At 40.3% G+C, this 23,757-nt stretch carries 46 protein-coding genes and 2 pseudogenes; 24 read left to right on the forward strand and 24 right to left on the reverse strand.

Going from position 1 to position 23,757, the window contains the following annotated elements:
- Positions 1–2: 2 nt before the first annotated feature.
- The 23 genes and pseudogenes from GWI59_RS00335 to GWI59_RS00445 all read right to left on the reverse strand — a co-directional run bounded on the left by GWI59_RS00335 (position 3) and on the right by GWI59_RS00445 (position 11,472).
- Positions 3–1,436 (reverse strand): phage terminase large subunit family protein, encoded by a 1,434-nt coding sequence (locus GWI59_RS00335; protein WP_161723691.1) that lies wholly within the window; start codon positions 1,434–1,436, stop codon positions 3–5.
- Entirely contained in the window at positions 1,414–1,890 is a 477-nt protein-coding gene (locus tag GWI59_RS00340; protein ID WP_161723693.1) for a DNA packaging protein, read from the reverse strand. The genes GWI59_RS00335 and GWI59_RS00340 overlap by 23 nt, the downstream gene beginning before the upstream one ends.
- A 54-nt stretch (positions 1,891–1,944) precedes the next feature.
- Positions 1,945–2,172, reverse strand: a complete 228-nt coding sequence (locus GWI59_RS00345; RefSeq protein ID WP_161723695.1) for a DUF2560 family protein — start codon at positions 2,170–2,172, stop codon at positions 1,945–1,947.
- Positions 2,173–2,515: 343 nt separating this feature from the next.
- A pseudogene (locus tag GWI59_RS00350) lies at positions 2,516–2,764 on the reverse strand (DUF2829 domain-containing protein); the annotation flags it as partial.
- 58 nt (positions 2,765–2,822) lie between these two features.
- Positions 2,823–3,191: a hypothetical protein gene (locus GWI59_RS00355; protein ID WP_161723698.1), complete on the reverse strand. Its 369-nt coding sequence runs from the start codon at positions 3,189–3,191 to the stop codon at positions 2,823–2,825.
- On the reverse strand, positions 3,188–3,637 hold the full coding sequence (locus GWI59_RS00360) for a lysis protein (protein ID WP_161723700.1): 450 nt from the start codon (positions 3,635–3,637) through the stop codon (positions 3,188–3,190). The genes GWI59_RS00355 and GWI59_RS00360 overlap by 4 nt, the downstream gene beginning before the upstream one ends.
- 1 nt (position 3,638) lies before the next feature.
- Positions 3,639–3,971, reverse strand: a complete 333-nt coding sequence (locus GWI59_RS00365) for a M15 family metallopeptidase (RefSeq protein ID WP_161723702.1) — start codon at positions 3,969–3,971, stop codon at positions 3,639–3,641.
- Complete coding sequence (locus GWI59_RS00370; RefSeq protein WP_115370795.1) at positions 3,968–4,303, reverse strand: phage holin, lambda family; 336 nt, start codon at positions 4,301–4,303, stop codon at positions 3,968–3,970. The genes GWI59_RS00365 and GWI59_RS00370 overlap by 4 nt, the downstream gene beginning before the upstream one ends.
- A 442-nt stretch (positions 4,304–4,745) precedes the next feature.
- Complete coding sequence (locus GWI59_RS00375; RefSeq protein WP_161723704.1) at positions 4,746–5,585, reverse strand: antitermination protein; 840 nt, start codon at positions 5,583–5,585, stop codon at positions 4,746–4,748.
- Between the two features lie 201 nt (positions 5,586–5,786).
- Positions 5,787–6,380: a recombination protein NinG gene (locus tag GWI59_RS00380; protein ID WP_161723706.1), complete on the reverse strand. Its 594-nt coding sequence runs from the start codon at positions 6,378–6,380 to the stop codon at positions 5,787–5,789.
- Positions 6,352–6,495: a protein NinF gene (locus tag GWI59_RS00385; protein WP_161723708.1), complete on the reverse strand. Its 144-nt coding sequence runs from the start codon at positions 6,493–6,495 to the stop codon at positions 6,352–6,354. The genes GWI59_RS00380 and GWI59_RS00385 overlap by 29 nt, the downstream gene beginning before the upstream one ends.
- Positions 6,473–6,922, reverse strand: a complete 450-nt coding sequence (locus GWI59_RS00390) for a hypothetical protein (protein WP_161723710.1) — start codon at positions 6,920–6,922, stop codon at positions 6,473–6,475. The genes GWI59_RS00385 and GWI59_RS00390 overlap by 23 nt, the downstream gene beginning before the upstream one ends.
- Positions 6,919–7,125: a hypothetical protein gene (locus GWI59_RS00395; protein WP_161723712.1), complete on the reverse strand. Its 207-nt coding sequence runs from the start codon at positions 7,123–7,125 to the stop codon at positions 6,919–6,921. Before GWI59_RS00395 ends, GWI59_RS00390 begins: the two co-directional genes overlap by 4 nt.
- Positions 7,118–7,561, reverse strand: a complete 444-nt coding sequence (locus tag GWI59_RS00400) for a YbcN family protein (protein ID WP_161723714.1) — start codon at positions 7,559–7,561, stop codon at positions 7,118–7,120. Before GWI59_RS00400 ends, GWI59_RS00395 begins: the two co-directional genes overlap by 8 nt.
- Positions 7,562–7,570: 9 nt before the next feature.
- Positions 7,571–7,798, reverse strand: coding sequence for a hypothetical protein (locus GWI59_RS00405; protein WP_161723717.1), 228 nt, complete (start codon positions 7,796–7,798; stop codon positions 7,571–7,573).
- Positions 7,795–8,064 (reverse strand): DUF551 domain-containing protein, encoded by a 270-nt coding sequence (locus GWI59_RS00410; protein WP_161723719.1) that lies wholly within the window; start codon positions 8,062–8,064, stop codon positions 7,795–7,797. Before GWI59_RS00410 ends, GWI59_RS00405 begins: the two co-directional genes overlap by 4 nt.
- Positions 8,064–8,309, reverse strand: coding sequence for a hypothetical protein (locus GWI59_RS00415; protein ID WP_161723721.1), 246 nt, complete (start codon positions 8,307–8,309; stop codon positions 8,064–8,066). The genes GWI59_RS00410 and GWI59_RS00415 overlap by 1 nt, the downstream gene beginning before the upstream one ends.
- 10 nt (positions 8,310–8,319) lie before the next feature.
- On the reverse strand, positions 8,320–8,523 hold the full coding sequence (locus tag GWI59_RS00420; RefSeq protein ID WP_161723723.1) for a hypothetical protein: 204 nt from the start codon (positions 8,521–8,523) through the stop codon (positions 8,320–8,322).
- Positions 8,524–8,542: 19 nt separating this feature from the next.
- Complete coding sequence (locus GWI59_RS00425; RefSeq protein ID WP_161723725.1) at positions 8,543–9,217, reverse strand: replication protein P; 675 nt, start codon at positions 9,215–9,217, stop codon at positions 8,543–8,545.
- Positions 9,214–10,119 carry a replication protein gene (locus GWI59_RS17475; RefSeq protein WP_237612088.1) on the reverse strand — a complete coding sequence of 302 codons (906 nt, stop codon included), beginning with the start codon at positions 10,117–10,119 and terminating at the stop codon, positions 9,214–9,216. The genes GWI59_RS00425 and GWI59_RS17475 overlap by 4 nt, the downstream gene beginning before the upstream one ends.
- Entirely contained in the window at positions 10,116–10,799 is a 684-nt protein-coding gene (locus GWI59_RS00435; protein WP_096043075.1) for a phage antirepressor KilAC domain-containing protein, read from the reverse strand. The genes GWI59_RS17475 and GWI59_RS00435 overlap by 4 nt, the downstream gene beginning before the upstream one ends.
- Before the next feature lie 21 nt (positions 10,800–10,820).
- Positions 10,821–11,153: a CII family transcriptional regulator gene (locus tag GWI59_RS00440; protein ID WP_063073726.1), complete on the reverse strand. Its 333-nt coding sequence runs from the start codon at positions 11,151–11,153 to the stop codon at positions 10,821–10,823.
- A gap of 133 nt (positions 11,154–11,286) precedes the next feature.
- Positions 11,287–11,472, reverse strand: a complete 186-nt coding sequence (locus tag GWI59_RS00445) for a Cro/CI family transcriptional regulator (protein ID WP_012367616.1) — start codon at positions 11,470–11,472, stop codon at positions 11,287–11,289.
- A 107-nt stretch (positions 11,473–11,579) separates the two neighbouring features.
- On the opposite strand from GWI59_RS00445, the gene GWI59_RS00450 reads away from it, so the two are divergent.
- The 4 genes from GWI59_RS00450 to GWI59_RS00465 all read left to right on the forward strand — a co-directional run bounded on the left by GWI59_RS00450 (position 11,580) and on the right by GWI59_RS00465 (position 13,579).
- Positions 11,580–12,281, forward strand: coding sequence for an XRE family transcriptional regulator (locus GWI59_RS00450; protein ID WP_012367615.1), 702 nt, complete (start codon positions 11,580–11,582; stop codon positions 12,279–12,281).
- 30 nt (positions 12,282–12,311) lie between these two features.
- Positions 12,312–12,617 carry a hypothetical protein gene (locus GWI59_RS00455; RefSeq protein WP_012367614.1) on the forward strand — a complete coding sequence of 102 codons (306 nt, stop codon included), beginning with the start codon at positions 12,312–12,314 and terminating at the stop codon, positions 12,615–12,617.
- Between the two features lie 412 nt (positions 12,618–13,029).
- Positions 13,030–13,302, forward strand: a complete 273-nt coding sequence (locus GWI59_RS00460; RefSeq protein WP_161723727.1) for a hypothetical protein — start codon at positions 13,030–13,032, stop codon at positions 13,300–13,302.
- A gap of 10 nt (positions 13,303–13,312) precedes the next feature.
- Complete coding sequence (locus GWI59_RS00465) at positions 13,313–13,579, forward strand: hypothetical protein (RefSeq protein ID WP_161723729.1); 267 nt, start codon at positions 13,313–13,315, stop codon at positions 13,577–13,579.
- Here GWI59_RS00465 and GWI59_RS00470 read toward each other — a convergent pair.
- A complete protein-coding gene (locus GWI59_RS00470; protein ID WP_161723731.1) occupies positions 13,520–14,059 on the reverse strand; it encodes an ATP-dependent Clp protease proteolytic subunit in 540 nt (179 codons plus the stop codon). The genes GWI59_RS00465 and GWI59_RS00470 overlap by 60 nt on opposite strands.
- 166 nt (positions 14,060–14,225) lie before the next feature.
- Here GWI59_RS00470 and GWI59_RS00475 point away from each other — a divergent pair, with 166 nt between their 5' ends.
- From GWI59_RS00475 to GWI59_RS00555, 20 genes and pseudogenes are all read left to right on the forward strand, one after another.
- On the forward strand, positions 14,226–14,495 hold the full coding sequence (locus tag GWI59_RS00475) for a hypothetical protein (protein WP_072063076.1): 270 nt from the start codon (positions 14,226–14,228) through the stop codon (positions 14,493–14,495).
- A 29-nt stretch (positions 14,496–14,524) separates the two neighbouring features.
- Positions 14,525–14,728, forward strand: a complete 204-nt coding sequence (locus GWI59_RS00480; RefSeq protein ID WP_161723733.1) for a hypothetical protein — start codon at positions 14,525–14,527, stop codon at positions 14,726–14,728.
- 1 nt (position 14,729) lies between these two features.
- Positions 14,730–14,993 (forward strand): hypothetical protein, encoded by a 264-nt coding sequence (locus GWI59_RS17345; protein WP_202608803.1) that lies wholly within the window; start codon positions 14,730–14,732, stop codon positions 14,991–14,993.
- Positions 14,994–15,057: 64 nt separating this feature from the next.
- On the forward strand, positions 15,058–15,999 hold the full coding sequence (locus GWI59_RS00485; protein WP_161723735.1) for a cell envelope biogenesis protein TolA: 942 nt from the start codon (positions 15,058–15,060) through the stop codon (positions 15,997–15,999).
- 53 nt (positions 16,000–16,052) lie between these two features.
- The gene (locus tag GWI59_RS17350; RefSeq protein WP_194294815.1) at positions 16,053–16,208 is read left to right on the forward strand and encodes a hypothetical protein; all 156 of its coding nucleotides are present in this window, start codon (positions 16,053–16,055) and stop codon (positions 16,206–16,208) included.
- Between the two features lie 64 nt (positions 16,209–16,272).
- Entirely contained in the window at positions 16,273–16,479 is a 207-nt protein-coding gene (locus tag GWI59_RS00490) for a hypothetical protein (protein ID WP_237612089.1), read from the forward strand.
- A 32-nt stretch (positions 16,480–16,511) separates the two neighbouring features.
- A complete protein-coding gene (locus GWI59_RS00495) occupies positions 16,512–16,946 on the forward strand; it encodes a class I SAM-dependent methyltransferase (protein WP_237612090.1) in 435 nt (144 codons plus the stop codon).
- Entirely contained in the window at positions 16,946–17,098 is a 153-nt protein-coding gene (locus GWI59_RS17355; RefSeq protein ID WP_202608804.1) for a hypothetical protein, read from the forward strand. The genes GWI59_RS00495 and GWI59_RS17355 overlap by 1 nt, the downstream gene beginning before the upstream one ends.
- A complete protein-coding gene (locus GWI59_RS00500; RefSeq protein WP_159242386.1) occupies positions 17,095–17,415 on the forward strand; it encodes a hypothetical protein in 321 nt (106 codons plus the stop codon). Before GWI59_RS17355 ends, GWI59_RS00500 begins: the two co-directional genes overlap by 4 nt.
- A 1-nt stretch (position 17,416) precedes the next feature.
- Positions 17,417–18,031 carry an ERF family protein gene (locus GWI59_RS00505; RefSeq protein WP_109395769.1) on the forward strand — a complete coding sequence of 205 codons (615 nt, stop codon included), beginning with the start codon at positions 17,417–17,419 and terminating at the stop codon, positions 18,029–18,031.
- Positions 18,031–18,486 (forward strand): single-stranded DNA-binding protein, encoded by a 456-nt coding sequence (gene ssb / locus GWI59_RS00510; protein WP_161723739.1) that lies wholly within the window; start codon positions 18,031–18,033, stop codon positions 18,484–18,486. Before GWI59_RS00505 ends, ssb begins: the two co-directional genes overlap by 1 nt.
- A gap of 67 nt (positions 18,487–18,553) precedes the next feature.
- The gene (locus GWI59_RS00515) at positions 18,554–18,889 is read left to right on the forward strand and encodes a hypothetical protein (RefSeq protein ID WP_161723741.1); all 336 of its coding nucleotides are present in this window, start codon (positions 18,554–18,556) and stop codon (positions 18,887–18,889) included.
- Between the two features lie 35 nt (positions 18,890–18,924).
- Positions 18,925–19,203 carry a hypothetical protein gene (locus GWI59_RS00520; RefSeq protein ID WP_161723743.1) on the forward strand — a complete coding sequence of 93 codons (279 nt, stop codon included), beginning with the start codon at positions 18,925–18,927 and terminating at the stop codon, positions 19,201–19,203.
- The gene (locus GWI59_RS00525) at positions 19,203–19,484 is read left to right on the forward strand and encodes a hypothetical protein (RefSeq protein ID WP_161723745.1); all 282 of its coding nucleotides are present in this window, start codon (positions 19,203–19,205) and stop codon (positions 19,482–19,484) included. The genes GWI59_RS00520 and GWI59_RS00525 overlap by 1 nt, the downstream gene beginning before the upstream one ends.
- Positions 19,477–19,638, forward strand: coding sequence for a hypothetical protein (locus GWI59_RS00530; RefSeq protein ID WP_161723747.1), 162 nt, complete (start codon positions 19,477–19,479; stop codon positions 19,636–19,638). The genes GWI59_RS00525 and GWI59_RS00530 overlap by 8 nt, the downstream gene beginning before the upstream one ends.
- 83 nt (positions 19,639–19,721) lie before the next feature.
- A complete protein-coding gene (gene dcm, locus GWI59_RS00535; RefSeq protein WP_161723749.1) occupies positions 19,722–20,843 on the forward strand; it encodes a DNA (cytosine-5-)-methyltransferase in 1,122 nt (373 codons plus the stop codon).
- Between the two features lie 89 nt (positions 20,844–20,932).
- A complete protein-coding gene (locus GWI59_RS00540) occupies positions 20,933–21,112 on the forward strand; it encodes a hypothetical protein (RefSeq protein ID WP_161723751.1) in 180 nt (59 codons plus the stop codon).
- Positions 21,105–21,470, forward strand: coding sequence for a hypothetical protein (locus tag GWI59_RS00545; RefSeq protein WP_161723753.1), 366 nt, complete (start codon positions 21,105–21,107; stop codon positions 21,468–21,470). Before GWI59_RS00540 ends, GWI59_RS00545 begins: the two co-directional genes overlap by 8 nt.
- Positions 21,460–22,005: pseudogene (locus GWI59_RS00550) on the forward strand (phage N-6-adenine-methyltransferase). Before GWI59_RS00545 ends, GWI59_RS00550 begins: the two are co-directional and overlap by 11 nt.
- Positions 22,006–22,533: 528 nt before the next feature.
- Positions 22,534–23,691: a tyrosine-type recombinase/integrase gene (locus GWI59_RS00555; RefSeq protein WP_161723755.1), complete on the forward strand. Its 1,158-nt coding sequence runs from the start codon at positions 22,534–22,536 to the stop codon at positions 23,689–23,691.
- Positions 23,692–23,757: the final 66 nt, after the last annotated feature.

Genomic DNA, 23,757 nt, shown 5'->3' on the forward strand with positions numbered 1-23,757 from the left:
AGTTACCAACTAGAAGATGATGGAACGTAGATATCTTCTTCCTCTGGAGGATTCCGTATATCAGCGTATCTGATTGCGTAACGGCGCATCATGTATGCGTATCTGACAGCATCTAGGATGTCATCACGAACTTTTACAATCTTGCCTTTCTCGTCACGATGATAGAAGTTGTACTCTTCGAAGAAATCACGAAGCCCTGAGAATACTTTAAATTTCCCACGCCTCATGAGATCGTATATTTCAAATAATCCCGGCTCTACTGACCTGCTACCATCCTCCCACTGAGCAGGGTCAAGTAGCATATTGAAGCCAGCATCTTCATAATAGGATTTCTGTTGCAGTCCTGAGCCTTTCTCTGTTTGTAATCCATCGTTAGGCCAAGCAGTAGGAACATTTTCAGCCCACTGTTTAACTCCACTAAATGCCTCGGCAGGCGATACCTGTCTAGCCTTGTAAGCACGAGTTAGATAGAACGTTTCGTTTTCTGTATCCCATGCTAATTGAACGTGAGCTTGCGGGTGATCCCACCCAAAATCCATGCCATCGATAACAAAGTAGTGGTCTGGTATAGGGAACGGGTCACACTTAATGTAGTCCTCACCCAAGTCATAAATACGACCATGACCTAGCATCGGAATACCTTTAGTTCGCATGTCACGCTGATGAGGCGGGAATGAAGCTAGTAATTCAGTTTTAACTTTTTCACTCAAGTGTGGCGCATCATCCCAACCAACATTCATACAAGTTTGAGCAGATGACGGAGAATCCATAAAGCTAATAACTAAATCGGTTCTACCGTTCTCTGGTGTGAATGTTAAGATGCCACGACCACCACGACCTTTATCACCTGTTGCGGTACGAGTTAAAACCTGCGGATAAATAGTAGGGTCTTTTGGCTCCTCATCGATATGGAACCAATCAACGCTGTCACCCATCAATGCATGTTGGCCTTGTGAGTATGACCAGAATTGAATCTTTGCTAAGTCGCCTGATTTATGCCTGATGTATGCAGAACGAACAGCGTTAGGTGTACCAGCCATTGGCTCAGTATCGACAATTAACTCACTAGGGATCAATCCACCTTGCCAACCGTTATCTGTTTTCCTGCCAATGATAGGCGCTTGTAATAAGTCTCTACATTTTTCACCAGAGTAACCAAGGCACCAGATAAGCGGAGCGTGTTCGAACTTATACCCTTCCCAATCATCAGGATAATCACCCATTGCATGAATAGCATCAATGTATGTAGCTGTGTCTGTTTTACCTACACGGTTTGCTGCAATGAGTGCTGTTTGTGAATATTCGCTACTGAGCGCAATAAATTTCTTTTGCCAAGGGTAACGAGTTTCGTAATAGGTTTTGTAACGGTAGACATTTGCGCGGCGGGATTTTTCCTCAAGGAGCCTAAGAAGCTCAATTTTTTGCTCCCTGTCCATTATTTAGCTCCTTAATGCGCTTATCTAATTCTTCATCGGTCAAATCAGTGATAGTAATTTTCTGATCGTGTTGAATGCGATCACCATAACGTTTAGGTGCCAACTTGGATGCGTACCATTTGCGGGCATCAACGCGAAGACGTGATCTAGCAACACGCTCATGATTTGTCTGCTCCTTCCCGTCATCATCAACGATCACATCGCCGGAGCTATCATCAGCTATTTCAATTATTTCCTCAGCCAATAACTCAGCTTGAATCTCTCGCGCACGCGCGTACTGTTGCATAAAGTCATCATGCCTCTGCAACCAATACATCACCGTACGGATTGCTGGCATTCCAGGTCTCTTACAAATTGAACGAAGGCTTTCACCCAACATAAGCAAATTGCAGATATCTTCAGCAACTTCAGGCATGTAATCTGTTGGGCGACCCATCTTTGCCGTAGTCGCCATATATCCCCCTTTAATCAATTATCCAGCCCACTCGTAAATGAGCTGTGTAATTAACTATTGCGTGAATAGGTCGAGTGCTTCCTGAGCTTCTCGTGCGGCTTTCTGTGATCGTGATACAAACTCACTTTCAGTCTGACACTGTTTGTATGCGTCTTTGAATAACTCAAACTTGAGAGCGTCGTCTTTTACGAACTCGATAGCCGCTTGAGCTGCTGCAGTATCATTTCCAACTAACCGTAATAGCTCTAAGCGCATTTGATTCTGTGCTGTAATTTCTGTCATTTGATGTTCCTGTGTGAAGTTAATCGCAACCATCATCACGTATCACTACGTTACTTTGGTCACTTCTAGTCTGTTCCTAGCAGTCAAGATATGATCACTCTCCTTAATGGATAAACGACTTATCTAATTGCTGATATATATATTTACTTAAGCTATACTAAGTAGCTATCGCTACACTTTAATTGATATATTGTTAGTATTGCCCAGCCTCCCGTGCTGGGCTTTTTTATTCTTTTGGAATGCTTTTATCCAGCTCTTCACGGAATTGAGTTGGGTTATCGAAGCCTTGTGCTGCCATGATATTTCTCCATTAAAAAGCCCCCTAATTGGAGGCTAGTTGTTGTTATTCGTGAATTACCCAGTCTTCCGCCAATGCATCTGACTGACTAGCCAACCAAGGCACTAGTTTGTTGTCTGCGGTTTTCATGCAAATGAAGCAAGATGTCTCTAACTCATCCACGCCTTCGGTATCACACTCGAAACCCCATGCATCAGCAGGTACAATAAAAAGGAACATACCCTTACCATTCCACCCAGCGCGAGAGATTTTCTTTCCTGCCTTAACTGCTTCTAGTGCTTTGCCAAAATTAACCATTTTATGCTCCTGTAGATATTAAAAAGCCCCTGATTTATCAGAGGCTCGTTGTTGTTCAATTTCCCGTATTGCTTTCCTGTTTGGCCTTTAGTAAAGATTTTTCAGCGTCACTCTTTATTGCAGCTTTGATTATCGAAGCAATAGCAAAGAATGTAGCAAGCACGAACCAGCCAGAATATGCAGCAAAAGTTACATAAGCCACATCGGTTAATACATCATAAGTTCGCCGCGCTATAGACTGGTGTTTGTGGTTTTTTGCGAACTTCTCTTTATCAACGAAGATAAGTAATATCCCCATGACAGCAAATAGCCAACCTGTGAAATACCCGATATTAGTTAGCCCTTCATTGTTCAGAGTCAACCCAAAATAGAGTGATGCAGCAACCACCACATCAATAAGAATTGCTAGTAGTCTAGCCCTCATCGTAAACACTCCGTTCTAATATATTCCTGCAAATACAAGGTTTGCTGTTCGTTCTCTACTATCATTTCTCTGAGACGTAGATAATCTTGTTCAACTGTTTTGTTAAGTCGTGCGGAGGATTCATTGCTTCCGCTTTCGGTGGGATTACTGGCGCTCTTTGGACACTCGGCTTTGACGTACACCCGCTTAGAGCCATTGCGAATATCATCACGCAACCTATCAATTTCAACTTTTGCACTGGCTAACTCCTGAGTGTATTTAATATCGAGTTGATTTAATCTGGTGATGCGGGTTTGGTAGTCTTTGTTGATTTCGACTTGCTGGGATAACTGAGTGGTTGCTGTGTTGTAATCTTTTCTCAGTTTGTCGTAATCATCTATTACCCACCATAGCCAGAATGCAGATATTGCCAGTAGTCCAGCTAATACCTTAGTTAGCGTGTTCATATCACTTAACGCCGTTATGCTCTAACGAGTAGTGATTGCCGTCATTGAAACGACCGCCCCACGTACCGCCGATAGATTCCCAATATTCACCAAGCAATTTATGGTCACTTGATGCTGTTAGGTACTTGCCGTCTTTAAATAGGTTGAAATCCACAGCTAGGCGTTGTGTGTGTAAGCTGTTTTTAATACCCGCACCTGATTTGGCATTTAACTGTGCCTGCTCTGGCGTTCGGTATGCTTCCGAGAATGTCAGCTCATATCCGTTGTCGTAGGCAAAGATAATTAAGTCCGCAATCATACGAATGAACTTGCGTTGTTTCTCACCGAGTGTCATTTGTTAACTCCGAATTTGTTTTTGAAGAACGACATTACCGCTTCCACGATTGCACCGATTTTCTTAGTACCAAGGAAGCCAATAAACACACCAAAAAACTGAGCCAAGCTGATTGGTAACTTTGCATATTCCAAAGCAGTAATGATGCCAATACTGATAAAGGCACATATAGCCGCTTCAGCTAAAGATGCCTTCCATCCCGAACCTTCTCTTTTCTCTCTGGTAAAAGCAGTCATTCCGGCTAACAAAACGCCAGCGATAAGTGGCGCATTTATTGTTATCCAGTCCCAGATTTGCACCCAGAATTCTGTATTTTTTTCAGGCATGCGCATACTCACCCCCTGCGGAGTGTTCCGTAATTAAAGTTAATAGAACGCCGACTCACAGCTCTTGTGTGAACGTGAGGTGTTGTGATTGATTCTGTGGTCGGCATATACGAAAAAAGACCGCCTAAGCGATCTTCTTAATGTGAACTATCCGGTAATTCTGGATGGTTGGATTAGCGTTATCGGAATTCCGGTATCGGAACAATATCAATAACTTAAGCTATGTCACCCTCATCAATGAAGGTAACACCCTCGAATTCGGGGGAATTAAAAGTCGGGATGCTCATCAAAAGCATCTAATTCATCAAACATATAAACTCCAGATAACAAAAAACCCCGCCGAAGCGAGGTCTTGAATTCTTTTAACGTTAACGAAATGGCAATAACCCATCGTTAGAATCACGATAGCCCATCTCCGCCAAAAGATCAACTTATTTCTATTTACAAGCTAATTTATGTATTCATTTTCTCTTTTTGTTACATTTTGCAGAACTTTTTCTGCGTTAGCCTCTTCCTTAAAGCATTCCTGAATCAACATCTCGTAGAATGGTTTAAAGTTTCTACGCCAGGTTGTTTCTGGCAGTGCAAACAATTGTGAGCATATCTCTCGCCTAACATCTTCTGCCGGCAATCTTGAGTAGCCACGACCTGAACACTTAGGGCAAGTTTTAAAAACTGGAATTCCTTGTTTTTTCGTTTCCACCTTATCCAAAGTTTCACCTCTGCCATTACATCGGCACGAATGACTCACTTCACCTTTCCCATTACAGGTTTTGCAGATCACCTTAGTTTTTTCTCTAACCTCCCTGTATTTTGAATAGTCAGATGGAGTTATTTTAACTCCCATTTTCTTGCTGAATTTAATAATCTCTTTAGCTGCAAAGTGAGTGTGCTGTTTAGTGGTAAATACCTCTACCTCAATAAACCCACCGTCACAATCAGGGCATGCCTTTTTACTGGCTGCGCTTCTTGCATAATCCTGAAATGCATAATTTGCGAGTATTTGCAGAAGTGTTCCTCTATCATTCTCACTAAGTTTTCCAATAGCACTATATTTGTGAGCCTGAGTTATTGCATATTGATGAATGCTCTCCACTGCTTCAGTTGGTTGATTGATCCCTTGTTTCGCCAAAAACAACTCAATCCCCATTCTCGCTTTAGAGGTCGCCAAACCAAGCGAGGCCATTACATCAGTGATTGTTAGATTATCAGTTGCTGTTGCAGATGGAGAGTCACTAAACATAATGCTTTTTGGTGAAAAATATTTTGGTAAATCTGCAAGTCTCATCTCGCCTCCGGTAATACTGTGTGATATCTATCGCAACCGACTGAGTACATAATCCGGTTACCACATCTCTTTGCCTGTACAGTTTCAACGACTTTCATGAATCCGTTATTTAGTTGAATAACTGATAAATAACGCTTTGTTTTATCACCAGTTCGCTCTGCTAATGCCCTAAACCTGCATTCTTCAATAGCTGCGATTAAGTCAGTGAACATCTTTCAGCTCCTTTAACTTGGCTCGGTAGTGATCACGTATCCGCTCATAATCCTCGCGCTTCCACTTCGGCAATTTATGAGAACCCATCAGGCGATCGAAACGTTCTTGACCAATTTTCTCTATTAGTCGAGGTGTGTAATTTTCGATATTTCCCGATAGATGGTTATTGCATGGGGCGCATTGCTTATGGCAGTTATCTTCATCGAACCTAAGTTCTGGATTAGCACCGGTTGTTCGATAGTGTCCTGCGTGATACTGACCTTCGTGAAAACGCCCACATGAGATGCAAGGCTCATCCTTGTCTCTTTCTCTGATAAATGCGTTGAATGCGGTCTGTGCTTGTTTGGTGAAATATGAGAGGGGTTTTACTGCTAACTTGCGGGCTTTGAGTTTGTCTTTTGCTTTAACTTCCTTTTCTCTTTGCTCCTTTTTACGTTTCGCTAATGCTTTTTCTTTCTCCTTGTTTCTTCGCTTTATCGCTAGTTCTGCTCCATGCTCTGGACAACACCACCAAATATTACTGTATTTAGGGTGAAACCATTCTCGGCATATTTTACAGCGCCGTCGCCTTAGCTTCTGCATCTCCCTCTCCTTTTATTTTATCCATCACTTCCAAATGAGCGTATTCATCAGCACACTGAGCACACACGTAAATTTCTTCATCTGTTAGCTGTCTATTGCATGACACGCAGTTCATTGCGAACTCCTTTGAGTAACGAGTCTATTTTCATCAACATCGGATTACCCATGCCTGAGACGTTGGCTTTATCGACAAATGACAACCCACACATAAAATCATCCAGTACTTTTCTAGGTTTCTTTGCTTCAACTTTCTTCGCTTTTGGGAAAAGTGGAAGATTAGCCAGTCGTTCTTTTTCAAACTGATTTCTTAAGCGAGTAATCGCATCGTCTGTTACCGCGTAGTTATTGATTGGGCGAGTGCGTTTACGGCTCTTTGTTTCAACATGCTCTACACACTGGAATGCAAGTAACTTTCTCAGAATCGTTCCTACTCTTGCGGGTGTTAAACCCGTAACAGATGAAATAGTGTTGTGATTAAATGAGATAAATTCACGACCAACCACTATCACTCGCGCATAAGTCCTGTATTGCTCTTCGGTCATTTCTCAGCCTCCAACTCAATAGCCCGTTTTGCGGATGCCAGCACTTCACATAAATCTTGCTCTTTGTCTTTATGTCCTCTCAATCCAGCGCAGAGAGCTTTTTTAATTAAATGCTGCAATGCTGGGTTAGTTACTTCAAAGGCTTTTAAAACGTCATACACATCGATTGTTATGCCTTTACATGGTCTGTCGTATTTACTCATTTTGTTTCCTTTTCAATTTCATGTATTCAGAGTTATCAGGTATCGTCACGAAACAACCTATACCTACCGCCCAGCGTTCAACCTGCTCCATGAAGTGGAACATTTCACCTTTATCAAGTTTTGATGTTTTCCGAAGTGTCCTTACTCGCTCTGTAAGCTGTGTAGTAACGTCAACCATATCGACCACCTCATAACCTAAGAATGTATGCTTAAGCATCTCCTTAACGGTTTCTGGTGTGTAATTGGCGTTGTTCTTACATAGGTATTTACTTATCTCTCCGCACCACATATGAAAGGTGGCATTCTGAGATAGTGATCGTGTGGACTTCCAAGGCTTGATAATGATCCGGTGTGGTTGTTTTGTTGCTAGAACTTCTTTGAGGTGTTGCCATGCGGTATTTTTGGTTGATTCGTGGAAGAGGAAATCTGCTTCCAAGCTAGCCTCCTATATCAACGCATCTCTCAATCCTGTTTGAACGTATTTAATATCGTGAGCTATAAGAATATCCCACTCATGATAATCGTGTCCGTAGTAGTGACCTCCAGACCATGCGCGTTTATCTTGGTCATTCAGTATGAAATCCCATTGTTCATCATTGAGCTTAACTAAACGTGCAACGTTAGTGTCGAATACCTGTTGCTTAATCATTCGTGCAAGTGGTGATTCCATCATTCACCCTCTGGCATTGGTGGGAGTGGCAAAGGCATCCAGTGCGTTATCATTGAGTAATCATCGTCTAACAGCCAATCACCTTCATCACTTAAATAATCCCCTGTGCAAATAGACCATAGCCAAATCCAGCCTTCATCACCGTATTCTTCACATCTGACGAATCTACCCCATACAAATTCGCCACTTTCCCTAAACCATCCAGCAAATACTGGTGTATCCATGTCTGGCCTTCGCTCACTCACCTTAACCCAATTAGTTCCCTGCATTAGATGTCTCCTTTGATATCAATATTTTTCATACAAAATTTAAACACCCACCTGATTAGACATGTCATCACTAACGCCTGAATAATCACTATTGGTAATGCTCTTAGATAAACATGAAGATTAAACTCACCTAATTTATCTATCGCGATTAAAAGCGATACCGAACACCAAGCAATGAGTTGAAATAGAAACGTCAGGATGTTGCTACTAAATATCATGACAAGCATTTTCTGATGCCATTTCATCTAAAAATCCTCACGACTCCCACTCATAGCCAACCTTAATCGCCTTGGCTTTCTCAAGAGTATTTGTCATCACTTTTGTATTGGAAACATCGCCCCAACAATCACACTCAACTGGAGTTAGGTAATATTCATTTTCTGTTCCATCATCCGATTTGTAAGTGTGACGAACCGGATCACCTAAAACCTTGGTGACGGTATGTGTTAGTAAGTTCATCTAAAAATCCTCTTGCGTGTTATCTGAAGCCGTGCTTTTGCTTCAAACTTGCGATTATTGATAGTGATTTATTACGGCTTGTTGGTGTGACTTTGTGTTCAACTTGAAGTACTGGTGCTGGAATGTTTTCGCCTGATTTAATTCTTGCCGTCATGACCATTAATTCCTTGGCACAAAGCTTTTTAACCTCACTATCCGTTAGGCTTTTACTTCGCATCTCAGAGTAAATTTTAGTAACCATCCAGTAACAAGCATTCGAAGGCCATTTCATTTCACGCCAGCCACGCATTTTGCAGTATTCCCGATAGATTTCGTAAAGCTGATCCTCGTCAGGCAAACCAAGAGCCACATAATCCTCTTCCTTGCACCACTTGATAAATTGACCAACAGCAGGCCAGAAAGGGTTATCACTTGCTCTGGCGTGTCGCATACCGTTTTGAAGTTGCTCTCTGGTAGTAATTCCATTTTCTGCAAAGGCGGCGATCCATTGTCGTTTTGCAGTAAGTTCCTCTGACTCGTTTTTGAAAATGGTGTTTACTGAGGCTGGAAATATTTGTTTCAGATTTCGGAATAATACATCGACTAGTTGCTCAGCATGATTATTTACAACTTTTTGCGGGGTGCTACTCTGAGCCATTCTAGCCAATGCACCTGCATCACGATTAGCGATTGCAGTAGCCAGATTAGTCTTCATATAAAATCATTCTCCCATGCTTCACGAGTATTCCAGTTCTGTGCTGGTTCAGGATCAACCTGTCGCTTACCTCGATTGGGTTGTTGGCTCTGTATGGTCAATGTGTCCCATTTCTCACGTAGTTTTGCGGGAGATAACACGTTGCTACACCAGAACGAGTCACGATTAGCCCATTTAAACATTTTGCAAATATCTTGGTGTGTATGTCCGTCTAGTTGTCTCATCAGGCGAACATCGTTAGCCCATGTTGACCAGTTAGGTTCTTTAGTCGATGGGCTAACTATCAGGACTTGCGAGTAAATCCATTGAGCAGCTTTCAGGTCATCAGCATTTCCCCACCTGTTACCTTTGGGTGAACTAACAACCGCATCAGGTTTAACGGCTAAAACTTTTTCAGGTGGTATGTCAGAGGATTCGTTAGAATTCTCGGACGATATATTAGTTATTTCTTTTTTCTTTAAAGTATTTCTTTTGTGTGTCTCCAAGCCAGAGACATCATTTGTCTCTAAGTTAGAGACTTTTTTAGTCTTCAAGTTAGAGACACAGTCTCTAGATTGATTTTTCCATGCTGAAACCTCTTTATTAACCCCAATTTTATTACCCTCAAGAATGAGGTAATTCATTGAAATCAATTCTTTCTTTGCCTTGTTAACGTTCTGTCTTGATAGTCCAGATACGTCAGCTAATTGAGAATCGGATATACGGTCTACTTTTTTGCCAAACCCATAGGTTTTTCTGATAATCGCTAACATCACTCTTAGCTGCCTAACAGTTAAATTACAGCAGGAAAGTGATTCAAGTAATTCATTGGCAATTCTCGTATATCCATCATCAGTATCTGCTACTCTCTTTGTCTCCTGCTGTATCGCAGGGAACTGGAATACTTCCGCTGTATTCGTCATGCCGCCTCCAATTGCTCTCTAGCCAGTAAACCTGCTATCCACTGAATACCTTTAGGTGTAAATTTAACTTGCGTGTAAGCGTGACCGTTTATTTGATTCTCACCTGTTTTCACATCAAAACGCCCTGCGTCAAGGTGCTCTGAGTAAGGTGTTAATTTACCAGCCAGTTTGTACATAATTCGTTTTGAAAGTAGAAACTCCCTAAAGAAGTTCTCTTTCACTTTTAGTAATTTGCTTGTCTCTCTAAAACCCAGCAATCCAGTAGCTTGAACATAGCGATCAACAAATTCAGCTTTAGGCGCTGCAATTGCTAATTTCTGTTCTGCGATTTGTTTTTGCTCTGCCAAGTCAGCAGCGAGTCGTAAAGCTTCTGGCAGCGTTTGAGGTATGAGGGATTTTTGAGATTCAAGTTCTTGCCAGCGTTTAATGATTGCCATTCTTAACTTGATGCTGTAACCAGAAATCAGACACAAACATTCTTCTTTGTTGAGCAGAAGCATTTGCTGTGTTCTGTTTTTAGTGTCTATGTAATCTCCTAACTTTTCAGGAGATTGAATTTCAACCAACATCTTACGGATATCAGCCATCACATTGTCGTGTCTCTTGCCTGTAAGGTCTGCAATTTCACGACTACTCATGGTTAATTCACCACTGTTTACTAAAGTAGTTATTTGATTCATAATTACCTCATTGGGTTGTTGTTAAATTAAGTCCATTTGTTGAGAAGCCTCAGTTACCGCTGGGGCTTTTCTTTTTGGTGCTTTGACATGTTCAAGCATCTGAATTAACGCCCTAGCCTCATCACCTTGCAATATCACTGTGTCATCTGGTGTCTCATACCCAATAGCAACTAAAAGCCTTGCACAACGTTGTATGAAGCTTAATTGCGTTTTAGATTGTTGAGATTGCCAGCGAGATATTTGTGATTCGTGAATACCCGTCCTTTTCGCTACTTCTCTAGCGCCAGTAACAAGTATCCCTTTCATGATTTTTGATTCGATTTCTCGAAATTTGCGTTCGTTTGATAATTCCATTTGTTAAATTCCTTCTTAGATTACTTCTCGTTAGAGAACAGCAGTAATGATCCGTGGCTCATTCCATATGAGCGGATTGTTTGCTCTGAGAATTTACTCTGAGCGGGTTAGTGATGTTAAAGAGCGGGTGAAACTAATTTTTATCTTTTACTAAATGCTCAAATGGTATTCCGAATAGTTCGTTGATTTGAGCGTATCTTGCAGGAGGAATGCGACCTTTTTGCTCCCATTGCCTAATGGCCTGATCGCTAATCTTTAGCTTCTTAGCTAAAGCTGGAATTCCACCTGCTTTTTTAATTGTTGTTTCCAATGCATTCATAAAGATATTCCTTTAACTGATTAACAACAAGAAGAATACAAGAAACGCTTTATTTAAGCAAGTATTACTTGTTGGAAAAATAAAAGCACAACTTGTATATTGAGCGAATGAAAACTATGCGCGAAAGAATCAAGCAAGCTAGGCTTGCAAAAAACATGACCCAAGCTGAGTTAGCTGAGTTGGTAGGAGTGTCACCACAATCAGTACAGCAGTGGGAGACCAGTACTGAGCCAAGAAAAAACAGAGTTATTAAAATTGCTGAAATACTTGAAGTTGATACCAATTGGTTGTTATTCGGAATAACTGATATTGATGAAAGAAACAAAGTCAGTAGTATTCAAATAAATCAAGATATTGAAGTTTCAGATAAAAATACCTACAAGGTGGAGATGCTGGACATCCAAGCTAGTGCAGGGCCAGGTGTGATGGTTCTTGATGATTTTATTGAGACAATAACGGCTATTGAGTATTCAGCAGATGAAGCAAAAAGACTGTTTGGTGGGAGATCTGCATCCACAATCAAGATGATCACTGTTAAAGGTGACTCTATGGCTGGAACATTTGAGCCCAGAGATCAAATATTCGTAGATATCACCACTAACTTTTTTGATGGTGATGGAATTTATGTCTTTGTATTAGATAATCAGCTATATATAAAAAGGCTTCAAAAGCAATATAAGAGACTGGCTGTCATATCGGATAACGCAAGATATGAAACTTGGTATTTAGAAGAAGATAGTATCAATAGCCTCTACATTCATGCCAAAGTTTTAGTTAGCCAATCTATAAAATACAAATTTCATGGATAGAAATTTATTTAATTATCAGGTAGTAACTAAATGAAAAATATAATTTTATTGCTAATTACTGTTTCTTCAATATCTGCCCATGCTACTAATAAGATTGATATCACTAATGAAGATGACTTCAAATTGATAACTACAATCATGAAAGCATCTGAGTGCAACGCTTACTCTTCTTTATATAAATTTCAGCAAGAAAATAATGTGCCAAATGGGGATGAGTTTATAGATAAGTTCATGAGCAATGAGGCAAAAAAGAAAAACAGCACCTTAATTGATATGACCAACGATTGCCAGAAAGCACTACTGGATTTCGCAGAAATAACATCAAGTAAAAACTAGCTACCTCTCACCTACCACATCACAGATCCCTCTTTAATGAGGGATTTTTTATGCCCACAAATCACAAAAAACTGCCAACAGAATAAAAAATTTAAATTTTTTACAAAAAATAACACAAACAAAAACAAGCATTTATTGTTTAAATAAAGATTAACTCAAGTTTTTACACAAGTTTTACTTGTCTTAATAAAGTAATGCTTGTATAGTTAATCACATCGAAGGCGAGGAGCCATAGATAAACAGGATGTTCGCTCTTTTACAATTAGGAACGCTCAGAATAAATTTTCAGAGCAACCACTGAGTGGTTTTTGGGATTGGTGTAGAAGATGGCGTGACGTAGCCACTTTCGCATAGCGGATCATGATTAGTCACATGACTATGCCAATCACCAAAGATCACTTAGGAGGCAAATATGGCAACAATAACTTTTAAAGAGAACTCAAGAATTCGCAGACGCAGAAAGCAAGGTGAGTTTTTGGCTCGAAAGATAGCTATGAGAAGTCGCTCAGTGGAAGAAATTTGGGATTCAATATTTGTAGTTGAGAAGCCAGAACGCCCTGCTCTATCTCTCAAGCCAACAAAGCATTATCCAAGTGGAGATAACTGTTGCTTACCTAATGTAGCAGTATTTTCAGGAGTTAAAACAAAACAGCCGAACAGTGAGTTCGGGGTTACGGCGAGATAGGAGAAATAAGATGAGTTTTCAGGATTTATCACCAGAGTCGCAACAAATGGCGAGAGAAACACTAGCTGAAATATTAAAGCTTGAGCGTGAACATGCATATGACCTATGTGATGATCAGACTAAATATATTGCTAGGTTTGTAAAAGATGCTTTCATTGAGCTGGAGAAAGAAAGCACCTCACAACCAGGCCAATTTAGCTATCAAAAGTCGAATGAATCAACAGGTAACCCACCAAGTGGTATTTGCATTAGCAATGGCGGCATCGGAAACTCCTGATATAACATTTAAATTTAATGCTATTTCAGGATTTAATATAGTTGATGATTTAATCATATCACGCCAATTACTTTCTGATGCCTCTGTATTGAATATATTAATAAATCTATCTAGGTCATGATCTAAACTAGAAACCCACTCTCTCATTCGCTCATGGTCAACTGTTTGTTGCCCTCCAATTCCCCACTGAAACGGATGAAGCAGAAATCTTGCATTTGAATTAGCAAGCCTGTTACTACCTGCTAAAAAAATAATATTAGCGATTGAATCCACATTGCTAATGTTATGAGTTGTTACTGGAATTTGTAATGATTTTATAAAGTTATACGCAGTAAACCCAGATGTAATATCACCACCTGAACTAGAAATATGAATATTTAATTGAGTTGCTCCGTTAGCTATTGCAACTAAGCACTTTTCTTGTAATTGACTTACCGAGTTAGGTGTTACAGGGCACAGGTAGTGAATTGTATGGATCATAGGCTGTATATCTCTTATCTGTAGGGGTAAGCGGATTATAGCCGATTTCTCGCTGTAGGGGTACACGAGAACCACCTCGCCTGACGTGGTTAAAAGCAGGCACAGTTAACTAATTACAGTCCATTCTGTGGGCTGTTGTGAGTTGATTAATAGATAGGAGATAGAGATGGAAATTGAAGTAAATACAAAAGCGAAAGTTGATATTAAAACGCTAAGAACATGCATTAAAGTTTCCGATAGTTTCAATTGTGACATTCTTGATGCTAACGGGAATAAAGTAGAAGACTATAACTACTATGTTCCTAACTTTTTCCCCGGTGACCACTACGGTGATTACCTAATGTTAGATATCGATATCGAAACAGGAAAGATAACGAACTGGAAAAAGCCAACGCCTGAAGAGTTACAGGAAATGCTTTATCCAGAAGATGATTAGCATCGTGTTTAGTTAATAACGGAGGGAGTATGACAGATAAAAACTACGACGCACATTACAAAAGTGATGGGTCTATTACCTCGGCATCATTACGCGACGAGTTCGCAATGGCTGCTATGAATGGAATCTTATCCAACCACTGCATGATTGATAATGTAACCGAACAATCTGTGGTATGGGTTGCTAAAGAATCCTACCTCATGGCAGATGCAATGTTAAAGGCTAGGGGGTGATATGGAGTTAAAGCATAGTCCAGCGCCGTGGCATTTAAGGGGTGGAGTAATTAAAAACTCTCTTTTGATTGATGATAATCATAACGTTGTAGCATCCTTTCTCACTGAAATTAAAGAAGAAGATGCTCATCTAATCGCATCAGCACCAGAGTTATTGGAACAGTTAATCAGACTTCGCAATAAAATTGCAAGCTATAAACCAGATGATGACGATGATTTAGACATCGTTGACGCTGTAATCGCAAAAGCCCTAGGTCAGCAGTAACCCACCACTTAATCATTCATATCGCTATTAATAGTGAGGAATACGCACATAAGGAACATAGCAAATGGCAAATGAATTAGTCGTAATTGAACAAGCTACGGCATTAGATTTATTCACAGCACAAGAAAAAGTAAATCAGATGCTGGGGCACATTAAGTCTCTTGCAGAAGAAGAGCGTAAAGAACTCGACAGTGATTTCTCAGTAGCTAAAAACCGAAAGGCTTTTGCATCTCTGGCATACAAAGTTACTCAAACAAAAACAGCTATTGATAAGGCTGGCAAGCTGGTTGTTGATGACCTGAAAGAATTACCTAAGAAAGTAGATGCCGCACGTAAGCTATTTCGAGACGAACTTGACTCACTGAGTGATGACATTCGAAAGCCACTAACAGAGTGGGAAGAGCAAGAAAAAGCTCGTGAAGAAGCCGAAGCACTTAAGAAGCAAATCGAGCTTGACCACGAAGAAGCCCTGCAAATGAACGAGTTGTTTGATTTACGCAAAGCCGAAGAAGAACGCCAGCGCATTGCTCGTGAAGAAGAAATGAAACGACAAGCTGCGGAACAGGCGAGAATAGAAGCTGAACGAAAGGCACGGCAAGAAATTGAAGCGGCAGCACGGCGTGAGCACGAAGCAAAAGAAGTTGCCGAACGTGCAGAGCGTGAAAAGCAGGAAGCTATTCAACGTGCAGAGCAAGCGGCAAAAGAAGCTAAGGAAAAGGCAGAACGTGATGCTAAAGAAGCTCAGGAACGAGCCGAACGCGAGAAACAATTAGCTATCGAAGCTGAGCGCAAGAAAGCTCTTGAAGTTGAACAAGCTCGACTAGCAGAAGAAGAACGTAAGCGTCAGGAAGAAGCTAAACGTCAGGCTGATAAGGAACATCAGAAAACAGTTAACAATAAAGCCATGCAAGATTTAATTGATGCTGGCATTCCAGAAGAGTGCGCCAAGAATTGCATTATCGCTATCGCTAAAAACCTAGTATCAAACGTAAAAATTCACTACTAACCCACCGCACCAACACCAGATAACCACCCTATCGCTCACCTAGCGAGGTAACAATGAAAACTAACTATTACATCACTATGCGTGATTGCATGGCGGTGCGTATCACTACGCCTCAAGCACGTAAGAATAAACGTACAAGCCCATGGTTATTCAGTTTGGCCGTGGTCATTGTGACAACCGTTGGCGTAATACCGACATTTGTAAGTTGAGGTGATTATGCGAATTTCATACAACTGCTCGAACGGAACTAGGGTAATACACGATAAAACAGTCATGGAATTTGACGAAAGTAGCAAACTCAGTATTGAGGCAGGAAGTTTCAGTGAGTTGGCTAAATTAACGGAAATAGACTCAATTGAGGCAATGGAATATGTGCTCGATTGTGACGATGAATCGCTTGAAAGGATTATCAATGCGATAGGCAAGGAAGCCTTTATTAGCAGGATATTGCGAGTTTCTAACCTAAGGAGGGTTGCGTGACTCAGATTCTAGATATGTGCTGTGGTAGTCGCATGTTCTGGTTTGATAAGGAAGATAATCGAGCAATCTACAGTGATATCCGCACAGAGAAACATATTTTATGTGATGGCAGGAAGCTAAATATCACACCAGACATTATCGCTGATTTTAAAAACCTCCCATTCACTGATAACTCATTTTATCAAGTTATATTCGACCCTCCCCATCTAATTAGAGTTGGCCACAGCGGATGGATGTTTAAAAAGTACGGTCGATTAAATAAAGAGTCATGGAAAGACGATTTATCAAAAGGATTTAGTGAAGCATTTAGAGTGCTCAAGCCAAACGGAACATTGGCATTCAAGTGGAATGAAACGCAAATACCTACCAAGCAAGTTTTAGCGCTAACTGACCAAAAACCAACAATAGTCCAGCGTGTAGGCAAGAACGATAAAACGCATTGGGTGCTGTTTATTAAGGAGGCGTGATGAGCAACTCAAAACAATGGTTAGAAGAATTACGCGGGAAGCGTAAAGAATCGCAGGAACGCGAACACGATGAATTTATGTATCAAACGGAAGTGTTAGGACGACAAGGATTGTCATTGCCAATGAAGGACTTTCAGGGAGATTTTCAATGAACGTTTCTAATTCCTACCCTACCGATAAATACCCTCAATTAACATCACCGTCATTAGCAAAAAACAGAGAGGAAGCTCTGGCTCAAGCTATTGCAATGATTGAGGGTCATTTGCCAAATACGAGCGTGAAGGAGAGAGAAAAGCGATTAGCAATGGAACTGCTACACATGAACTTGGACGCATCGAAAAATCACCCTCCTCTACCGCCTCACATTCAGGCATTACGCGATGCAGAAAGGAATTCTGTATCTAGTCGCAATATTGAAATCGATTACTACGGAAGCGATCGGCGTCAAGGTCAGTATCTTGGAGATTAACATGACTGCTGTATATAAAGCGATTAGCAATGTAGCCAAGGAAATGGCTGAAACAGGAATAAAGAAAGGAAGTGAAAATAAACAGCAAGGGTTTATGTTCAGAGGGATTGACGCTGTATATAACGCTCTTGCACCAGCTTTAGTTAAGCATGGATTGCTTATTCTTCCACGGATCATTGAACGCTCAGTCACGGAAAGACAAACGCAAAGAGGTGGTCAGCTATTCTACGTTGTGGTTAAGGCTGAATTTGATTTTGTTGCCACGGAAGATGGCAGTAAGCACACGGTAGTGACTTATGGTGAGGCTATGGATAGCGGAGATAAAGCCACAAATAAAGCCATGTCGATTGCATATAAATACGCGGCATTTCAAGCGTTCTGTATTCCAACAGAAGAAACAGCAATTGATGCAGATGCGGAAATTCATAACGTAGCGCCACGGACGGCAGAGCAGGTGTTAGCTGATTACACTAACTTCCTTGGCACGGCTACGAATCAGTCACAAATCATGGATGAGTACAAAAAAGCATGGAATGCATTGGCTGGTACTGAATCACAAAAGGAATGTGAACGTGTAACAGGCATTCGAATTAAAGAACTTAAGGAAGCTGCATAATGGCAAGTAAAGGCGTGAATAAATGTATTCTCATTGGTCATTTGGGGCAGGACCCTGAAATTCGGTACATGCCGAGTGGTGGCGCTGTTGCAAATCTCACATTGGCCACATCGGAATCGTGGCGTGATAAACAAACTGGGGAGATGAAGGAGAAAACCGAGTGGCATCGCGTGGTAATTTTCGGAAAATTAGCCGAAATTGCAGGTGAATATCTGAGAAAAGGAAGTCAGGTATACATAGAAGGTTCTCTGCAAACCCGAAAATGGCAAGACCAAGGCGGGCAAGACCGATACACAACGGAAGTAGTGGTCAATATTGGTGGAACAATGCAGATGCTAGGCGGTAACGGTGGTAATCAGGCAGGAAGCCAGAAGCCACAGCAACCAGCACAACAACCGCAAGCACCACAAAATGAGCCACCTCAAGATTGGGATGACCAAGAAATACCATTCTAACCACCCTACCCGTTTAACCAAAGGATATAACCATTACTCAGAGCAAGGATGCAAACAGGAGATAGATATGAACATTAAACAATTACAGCAACAAATTCATCAACAAAATAAATCTGCTGGATGGTGGGATAACCCACGCGAAAAAGGAACGCTACTCTGCCTTATTCATTCAGAAATCAGTGAGGCAATGGAGGGAGAACGCAAAGATTTAATGGATGATCACTTACCGCATCGAAAAATGGCAGAGGTTGAACTTGCTGATGCTGTTATTCGTATTTTGGATTATGCCGGAGCCTTTGGTTATGACATTGAAGGCGCAATAACTGAAAAGCTCGAATACAACAAACATAGAGCAGATCATAAACGAGAGAACCGCGCAAAGGAAGGCGGAAAGCAGTTTTAATTTAACTCACAGGAATGCAATGAAGAGGAGTGAATATGAGTGACAATCAGAAATACACAGCAATTAAAATACGCACTCTTTGCACTGCTTGTGGCAATGATTGCGGTGAACATTTAATTACTGTCGGTGAAAATATTATTCTTTGTTTTACGTGCATAGATAAAACAAAGGAAAAGGTTGATTTGTATCGTAAGGAAATAGCCGAAAAGGAAATTAAAGATATGGCACGTTTAATCGAGGCTCATGCTTTAAAAAATGATAGTGCCTATATTTCTCGTTTTCTTTATCAAGCTGGATATAGAAAGGTGGAGTGATGGATAAATCAAGACAGCAGTTTGAAGAGTTTGTTAAATTTCACATGGATGATGCAGAAATAAATAATAAATTCGAAACAGCGAATAACGGATTAAATTACGCTGACCAATATGTAGATTTGATGTGGATTAGCTGGCAAGCATCACGCGAGAGTTTGGAGGTTGAATTGCCATATAAACATCAACCTAAATTTTACTCATATGAAGATGGTATAAATACAGGTCTTAATATGTGCAGAGATATATTAATCAGTAACGGAGTGAAAGTAAAAAATGAATGAAAAATACAGAGCCGAACTAATTAACGGTAAACCAGTTATTTTATTAAATGGAAATATGATTGAAAAAGGATTTATTTCATATTCAGATGCAGAAAGAAGAGCTAATAACTTAAATTATAAATTCAAAGTAGCCCACACATATAAGATTAAATAACCATGCAAATAATCGGATATGTATTACTCATGCTAATACAGGGTTCTGCACATTCATAGGAAATAAAAATGATATATTTAAGTTTGTTCAACGGAATATCCGCTGGGCGATTGGCGCTGTCTCGCGCAGGAATTAAATTTGATAAGTATTACATTGCTGAAATAGATAAATTCGCTAATAAAGTATCTGAGTTTCATTATCCAGATAATATCCAATTAGGTGATGTGAATAATTGGCGAGAGTGGGATATTGATTGGTCACAAGTTGGGTTAGTTACTGCGGGGTTCCCATGTCAAAGTTTTTCTGTAGCAGGAAAGCAACTTGGTGATAAAGACCCAAGAGGAAAGTTATTCTGGACGGCATTAGAGATAATGAGTCATGTATTGGAAAATAATCCAGATGCTAAATTCATGCTCGAAAATGTAAAAATGAAAAAGGAGTTTGAGGAATATATAACACTGCATACGGAACGTGCTCTTGGTTATGTAAATAAAACTCTTATTAATAGCTCGTTATTATCAGCACAAAATAGACAGCGTTATTATTGGACTAATTTTGAAGTTACCCAGCCTGATGATAAAGGAATTCTGCTAAAAGACATTATTGATGATGACAGTATTACTGATAGAGAAAAGTCATATTGCATCATGAGTAATTACGCTTGCGGTGCAAGTGAGGATGAATACTTTAATAAACGCCGGCGACAAATAGTATTTAGGCCGTGCGAACCAAGAGAGAATATTAGGCAATCAAAAGACGGGTTAATTCATGTTGCTAATGCCTCAGACATTAAGGGTAATGAATCGATACTTCGAATTTATTCTGATGCTGGAAAGGCCCCAACATTATCGACATGCCAAGGCGGGCATAGGGAGCCTAAAGTCGCAATCTATCAGCGTCCTCGAGGTAAAAATAACGGAGGTATTCACACAGAAAAGTCGCCAACACTCACATCTAGTTCATGGGAACATAATAACACTCTGCAATATCGCAAATTAACTCCCACCGAATGCGCCAGATTACAAACATTCCCCGATGGCTGGTGTGAAAATATAGTTTCAAACTCGCAATCGTATAAATGCTATGGCAATGCTTGGACTGTGGATGTTATCGCCCACATATTTAAATGTGCATATAGAGAAAATAAACATGAAGCTATTCGTCCTACTGTTAATTATGAACAATCATGCAGTGCCAATATCTGAGGATTTATATACGCAATCGGAATGCAATAAACGTGCTGAATATTTAATGTCGGTGAGGAATGTTGAAGTTGTTTGTGGAGAGGTAATTCGTGGAAAGTGAATTTAAAGTTGGAGATAAAGTATTTCCATTAATAGATGATTCAAATTGGATTGCGCAAGATGAACCATGCGTAATTATAGGTATTGACACAACATCTATTTGCATAGAAAACGACGAGGGATTTGTCGATTATTATCAACCTGACGAGTTGGAGTTAATTAATGAATAAATACACCGAACTATCTGACTTCGAAGTTAATAAAAAGGTATTCATCCTTAACTGCAAAGATGACTGTATTCAGTATAAAGATATCAAGCAGCGAACTGGAAATTTAAAGTTATTTGAGCGACAACTAAAAGCCAGTATTAAACATGATAATGAAGAAACATGGGAAGAAACAGAATGGATTGATTTCTTTGGTCACGCTATGGCAATGAGCCTAGTAGAGACAAATAAAATTGCCATTAGCTATGTAGATGAAATTTGGCAATGTGGCTCTGGTTGGAATGTAGCAGAAGATAAAAAATTAACTCGTGCCATATGCTTAGCATATTTATTAATGAAGGATGCGGAGAATGAAGGCTGACTACGGAGGTAGCCATACACCAAAGGAATTGCGTGATAGATGGCAAACTCCCCTACCTTTATTTACAGCATTGGACGCTGAATTTGGTTTCTATTTAGATGCCGCCGCCGATAAAAATAACGCTCTCTGTTCTAATTACCTCACTGAAAAAGACGACTCGTTGAATTGAGACTGGGAAAGTTACGGGGCTATTTGGGTGAATCCGCCCTATTCAGATATTCAGCCATGGGTAAACAAAGCCGCCGAGCAATGTAAAAAGCAATTACAGCCTGTTGTTATGTTAGTTCCTTCTGATACTTCTGTGGGTTGGTATGAATCAGCATTAGAAACAGTTGATGAAGTAAGATTAATTACAGGAGGAAGAATATCTTTTATTAATGCAGAAACAAAAAAGCCAGTTAGCGGAAATAATAAAGGTTCTATGTTTTTAATATGGCGACCTTATATAACTCCTCGCAGAATAATCAATACTGTAAATAGAAATTATTTATTAAATATCGGCAATAAAATATTAAATGAATGGAAAATAGCATAGGTGAATTATGACATTTACTGAATTTTCAGGGTTAATAGCACTATGTGTACTTATTTATTTAATTGAAACAGGACAGGCGTAATTATGGATATTATCGCCTCAGCTAATGTATTAGAAAACGCACGAAGGCAAATAGCAAAGGAGTGCTTAATCGAACTCAGAAGCCACGGAATACCCAACGACAAACTAACCACTCAGATCCTCGATAAATACACACCGAAGTTTAAACCTCTAAATCACACAAAGTACAACACCAAAGATGTTATGTGCCAATACATCAGAAATCTGCAAAAGGAAGAGAAGAATGGAAGGAATAACTATACCTAGAAAAGAAGCTGCGGAATTTATTGGTATATCAGAAGACACGCTTTCTCGATGGTGCAAACTAGGATTGATTGCATACACGAGAAAGGATCCATCAAAGAAAAATTCGCCATACCTATTTACGATAGCTGCGTGTATTGCGGCGGCTAATAAATCAATTCACAATATACCAGTGAACGCTGGTGAGACACGAGAGGGAAAATCATGTCTTTATTCAGAAGAGGTAAAATATGGTACGGAAACTACACGACGCCAAGCGGTAAAAGAATCAAGGAATCTCTTGGCACAGAGGACAAGAAGCTCGCGCAGGAGTTGCACGACACAAGAAAGGTCGAACTATGGCGCATAGAACGTCTTGGTGACTTCCCTGATGTTACTTTTGAAGAGGCTATTGTTAGGTGGATAGAAGAGAAAGCAGACAAAAAATCACTGGATGACGATAAAGGTCGGCTTTCTTTTTGGTTAGATCACTTTGAAGGTTACCGACTTAAGGATATTACAGAAGCAAAAATATATTCCGTTATCAATAAGATGGTAAACAGAAAAGCAAGGGAGAGATGGGAAAAACAAGCGGAATCAGCTAAAAGAAATGGAAAGGAAATCCCCGCATTTACTGATGTCCCTGTCAGTAACGCAACCAAAGCAAAGCATCTCGCCATCATGAAATCTCTGTTAAGATCTGCTGAACGTGACTGGAAATGGTTAGAAAAATCTCCCGTTATCAAAGTCCCAACAATCAGAGAAAAGCGGGTTCGGTGGTTAGAGCATCATGAGGCTAAAAGACTGATTCAAGAATGCCCTGAACCACTGAAATCCGTAGTTACATTTGCATTGGCCACTGGATTAAGGCGATCCAATATTATCAATTTAGAGTGGAGTCAAATTGATATGCAAAGGAAAGTTGCGTGGATAAATCCAGAGGATAGCAAATCAGGTCAAGCAATTGGAGTAGCTTTAAATGACACCGCTTGTCAGGTTCTTAAGGAGCAAATAGGAAACCATCACAAGTGGGTATTTGTTCATACTGAATCAAAGAAGAGACCAGACGGAACATTAACGCCAAGTGTTAGAAAAATGCGAGTTGATTCTAACACAGCATGGAGAGCAGCGTTAAAAAGAGCAGGAATAGAAAACTTCCGCTTTCATGATCTGCGCCACACATGGGCGAGCTGGTTAATTCAGTCCGGAGTTCCGCTTTCAGTATTACAAGAAATGGGCGGATGGGAATCAGTTGATATGGTTAGAAGGTATGCTCACCTAGCGCCTAATCATTTAACTGAACATGCAAAGCAAATAGACAGTATTTTTGGCACTTGTGTCCCAAATACGTCCCACTTAAGAAAAGTAGAGAATTTAAAATGAGTGTAAGTTATTGATTTTAAATGGCACGCCCTACAGGATTCGAACCTGTGACCTACGGCTTAGAAG

The organism is Proteus sp. G2673 (assembly GCF_009915125.1).
GTDB lineage: Bacteria > Pseudomonadota > Gammaproteobacteria > Enterobacterales > Enterobacteriaceae > Proteus > Proteus penneri.

Bases quoted from the DNA above. Each gene is read 5' to 3' on its own strand.
- GWI59_RS00375 (WP_161723704.1), bottom strand. From the start codon at position 5,585: ATGAGACTTGCAGATTTACCAAAATATTTTTCACCAAAAAGCATTATG.
- GWI59_RS00485 (WP_161723735.1), top strand. From the start codon at position 15,058: ATGGCAAATGAATTAGTCGTAATTGAACAAGCTACGGCATTAGATTTA.
- GWI59_RS00505 (WP_109395769.1), top strand. From the start codon at position 17,417: ATGACTGCTGTATATAAAGCGATTAGCAATGTAGCCAAGGAAATGGCT.
- GWI59_RS00340 (WP_161723693.1), bottom strand. From the start codon at position 1,890: ATGGCGACTACGGCAAAGATGGGTCGCCCAACAGATTACATGCCTGAA.
- GWI59_RS00420 (WP_161723723.1), bottom strand. From the start codon at position 8,523: ATGAACTTACTAACACATACCGTCACCAAGGTTTTAGGTGATCCGGTT.
- GWI59_RS17345 (WP_202608803.1), top strand. From the start codon at position 14,730: ATGGAGTTAAAGCATAGTCCAGCGCCGTGGCATTTAAGGGGTGGAGTA.
- GWI59_RS00555 (WP_161723755.1), top strand. From the start codon at position 22,534: ATGTCTTTATTCAGAAGAGGTAAAATATGGTACGGAAACTACACGACG.
- GWI59_RS00365 (WP_161723702.1), bottom strand. From the start codon at position 3,971: ATGACACTCGGTGAGAAACAACGCAAGTTCATTCGTATGATTGCGGAC.
- GWI59_RS00360 (WP_161723700.1), bottom strand. From the start codon at position 3,637: ATGAACACGCTAACTAAGGTATTAGCTGGACTACTGGCAATATCTGCA.
- GWI59_RS00480 (WP_161723733.1), top strand. From the start codon at position 14,525: ATGACAGATAAAAACTACGACGCACATTACAAAAGTGATGGGTCTATT.
- GWI59_RS00500 (WP_159242386.1), top strand. From the start codon at position 17,095: ATGAACGTTTCTAATTCCTACCCTACCGATAAATACCCTCAATTAACA.
- GWI59_RS00335 (WP_161723691.1), bottom strand. From the start codon at position 1,436: ATGGACAGGGAGCAAAAAATTGAGCTTCTTAGGCTCCTTGAGGAAAAA.
- GWI59_RS00440 (WP_063073726.1), bottom strand. From the start codon at position 11,153: ATGGAATTATCAAACGAACGCAAATTTCGAGAAATCGAATCAAAAATC.
- GWI59_RS00530 (WP_161723747.1), top strand. From the start codon at position 19,477: ATGAATGAAAAATACAGAGCCGAACTAATTAACGGTAAACCAGTTATT.
- GWI59_RS00455 (WP_012367614.1), top strand. From the start codon at position 12,312: ATGAAAAATATAATTTTATTGCTAATTACTGTTTCTTCAATATCTGCC.
- GWI59_RS00380 (WP_161723706.1), bottom strand. From the start codon at position 6,380: ATGCAGAAGCTAAGGCGACGGCGCTGTAAAATATGCCGAGAATGGTTT.
- GWI59_RS00425 (WP_161723725.1), bottom strand. From the start codon at position 9,217: ATGAAGACTAATCTGGCTACTGCAATCGCTAATCGTGATGCAGGTGCA.
- GWI59_RS00450 (WP_012367615.1), top strand. From the start codon at position 11,580: ATGAAAACTATGCGCGAAAGAATCAAGCAAGCTAGGCTTGCAAAAAAC.
- GWI59_RS00460 (WP_161723727.1), top strand. From the start codon at position 13,030: ATGGCAACAATAACTTTTAAAGAGAACTCAAGAATTCGCAGACGCAGA.
- GWI59_RS00395 (WP_161723712.1), bottom strand. From the start codon at position 7,125: ATGAGTAAATACGACAGACCATGTAAAGGCATAACAATCGATGTGTAT.
- GWI59_RS00385 (WP_161723708.1), bottom strand. From the start codon at position 6,495: ATGAACTGCGTGTCATGCAATAGACAGCTAACAGATGAAGAAATTTAC.
- GWI59_RS17475 (WP_237612088.1), bottom strand. From the start codon at position 10,119: ATGACGAATACAGCGGAAGTATTCCAGTTCCCTGCGATACAGCAGGAG.
- GWI59_RS00415 (WP_161723721.1), bottom strand. From the start codon at position 8,309: ATGAAATGGCATCAGAAAATGCTTGTCATGATATTTAGTAGCAACATC.
- GWI59_RS00410 (WP_161723719.1), bottom strand. From the start codon at position 8,064: ATGCAGGGAACTAATTGGGTTAAGGTGAGTGAGCGAAGGCCAGACATG.
- GWI59_RS00465 (WP_161723729.1), top strand. From the start codon at position 13,313: ATGAGTTTTCAGGATTTATCACCAGAGTCGCAACAAATGGCGAGAGAA.
- ssb (WP_161723739.1), top strand. From the start codon at position 18,031: ATGGCAAGTAAAGGCGTGAATAAATGTATTCTCATTGGTCATTTGGGG.
- GWI59_RS00495 (WP_237612090.1), top strand. From the start codon at position 16,512: ATGTTCTGGTTTGATAAGGAAGATAATCGAGCAATCTACAGTGATATC.
- GWI59_RS00405 (WP_161723717.1), bottom strand. From the start codon at position 7,798: ATGATGGAATCACCACTTGCACGAATGATTAAGCAACAGGTATTCGAC.
- GWI59_RS00525 (WP_161723745.1), top strand. From the start codon at position 19,203: ATGGATAAATCAAGACAGCAGTTTGAAGAGTTTGTTAAATTTCACATG.
- GWI59_RS00345 (WP_161723695.1), bottom strand. From the start codon at position 2,172: ATGACAGAAATTACAGCACAGAATCAAATGCGCTTAGAGCTATTACGG.
- GWI59_RS00470 (WP_161723731.1), bottom strand. From the start codon at position 14,059: ATGATCCATACAATTCACTACCTGTGCCCTGTAACACCTAACTCGGTA.
- GWI59_RS00355 (WP_161723698.1), bottom strand. From the start codon at position 3,191: ATGAGGGCTAGACTACTAGCAATTCTTATTGATGTGGTGGTTGCTGCA.
- GWI59_RS00370 (WP_115370795.1), bottom strand. From the start codon at position 4,303: ATGCGCATGCCTGAAAAAAATACAGAATTCTGGGTGCAAATCTGGGAC.
- GWI59_RS17350 (WP_194294815.1), top strand. From the start codon at position 16,053: ATGAAAACTAACTATTACATCACTATGCGTGATTGCATGGCGGTGCGT.
- GWI59_RS00490 (WP_237612089.1), top strand. From the start codon at position 16,273: ATGGAATTTGACGAAAGTAGCAAACTCAGTATTGAGGCAGGAAGTTTC.
- GWI59_RS00520 (WP_161723743.1), top strand. From the start codon at position 18,925: ATGAGTGACAATCAGAAATACACAGCAATTAAAATACGCACTCTTTGC.
- GWI59_RS00475 (WP_072063076.1), top strand. From the start codon at position 14,226: ATGGAAATTGAAGTAAATACAAAAGCGAAAGTTGATATTAAAACGCTA.
- GWI59_RS17355 (WP_202608804.1), top strand. From the start codon at position 16,946: ATGAGCAACTCAAAACAATGGTTAGAAGAATTACGCGGGAAGCGTAAA.
- GWI59_RS00545 (WP_161723753.1), top strand. From the start codon at position 21,105: ATGAATAAATACACCGAACTATCTGACTTCGAAGTTAATAAAAAGGTA.
- GWI59_RS00435 (WP_096043075.1), bottom strand. From the start codon at position 10,799: ATGAATCAAATAACTACTTTAGTAAACAGTGGTGAATTAACCATGAGT.
- GWI59_RS00445 (WP_012367616.1), bottom strand. From the start codon at position 11,472: ATGAATGCATTGGAAACAACAATTAAAAAAGCAGGTGGAATTCCAGCT.
- GWI59_RS00515 (WP_161723741.1), top strand. From the start codon at position 18,554: ATGAACATTAAACAATTACAGCAACAAATTCATCAACAAAATAAATCT.
- GWI59_RS00390 (WP_161723710.1), bottom strand. From the start codon at position 6,922: ATGACCGAAGAGCAATACAGGACTTATGCGCGAGTGATAGTGGTTGGT.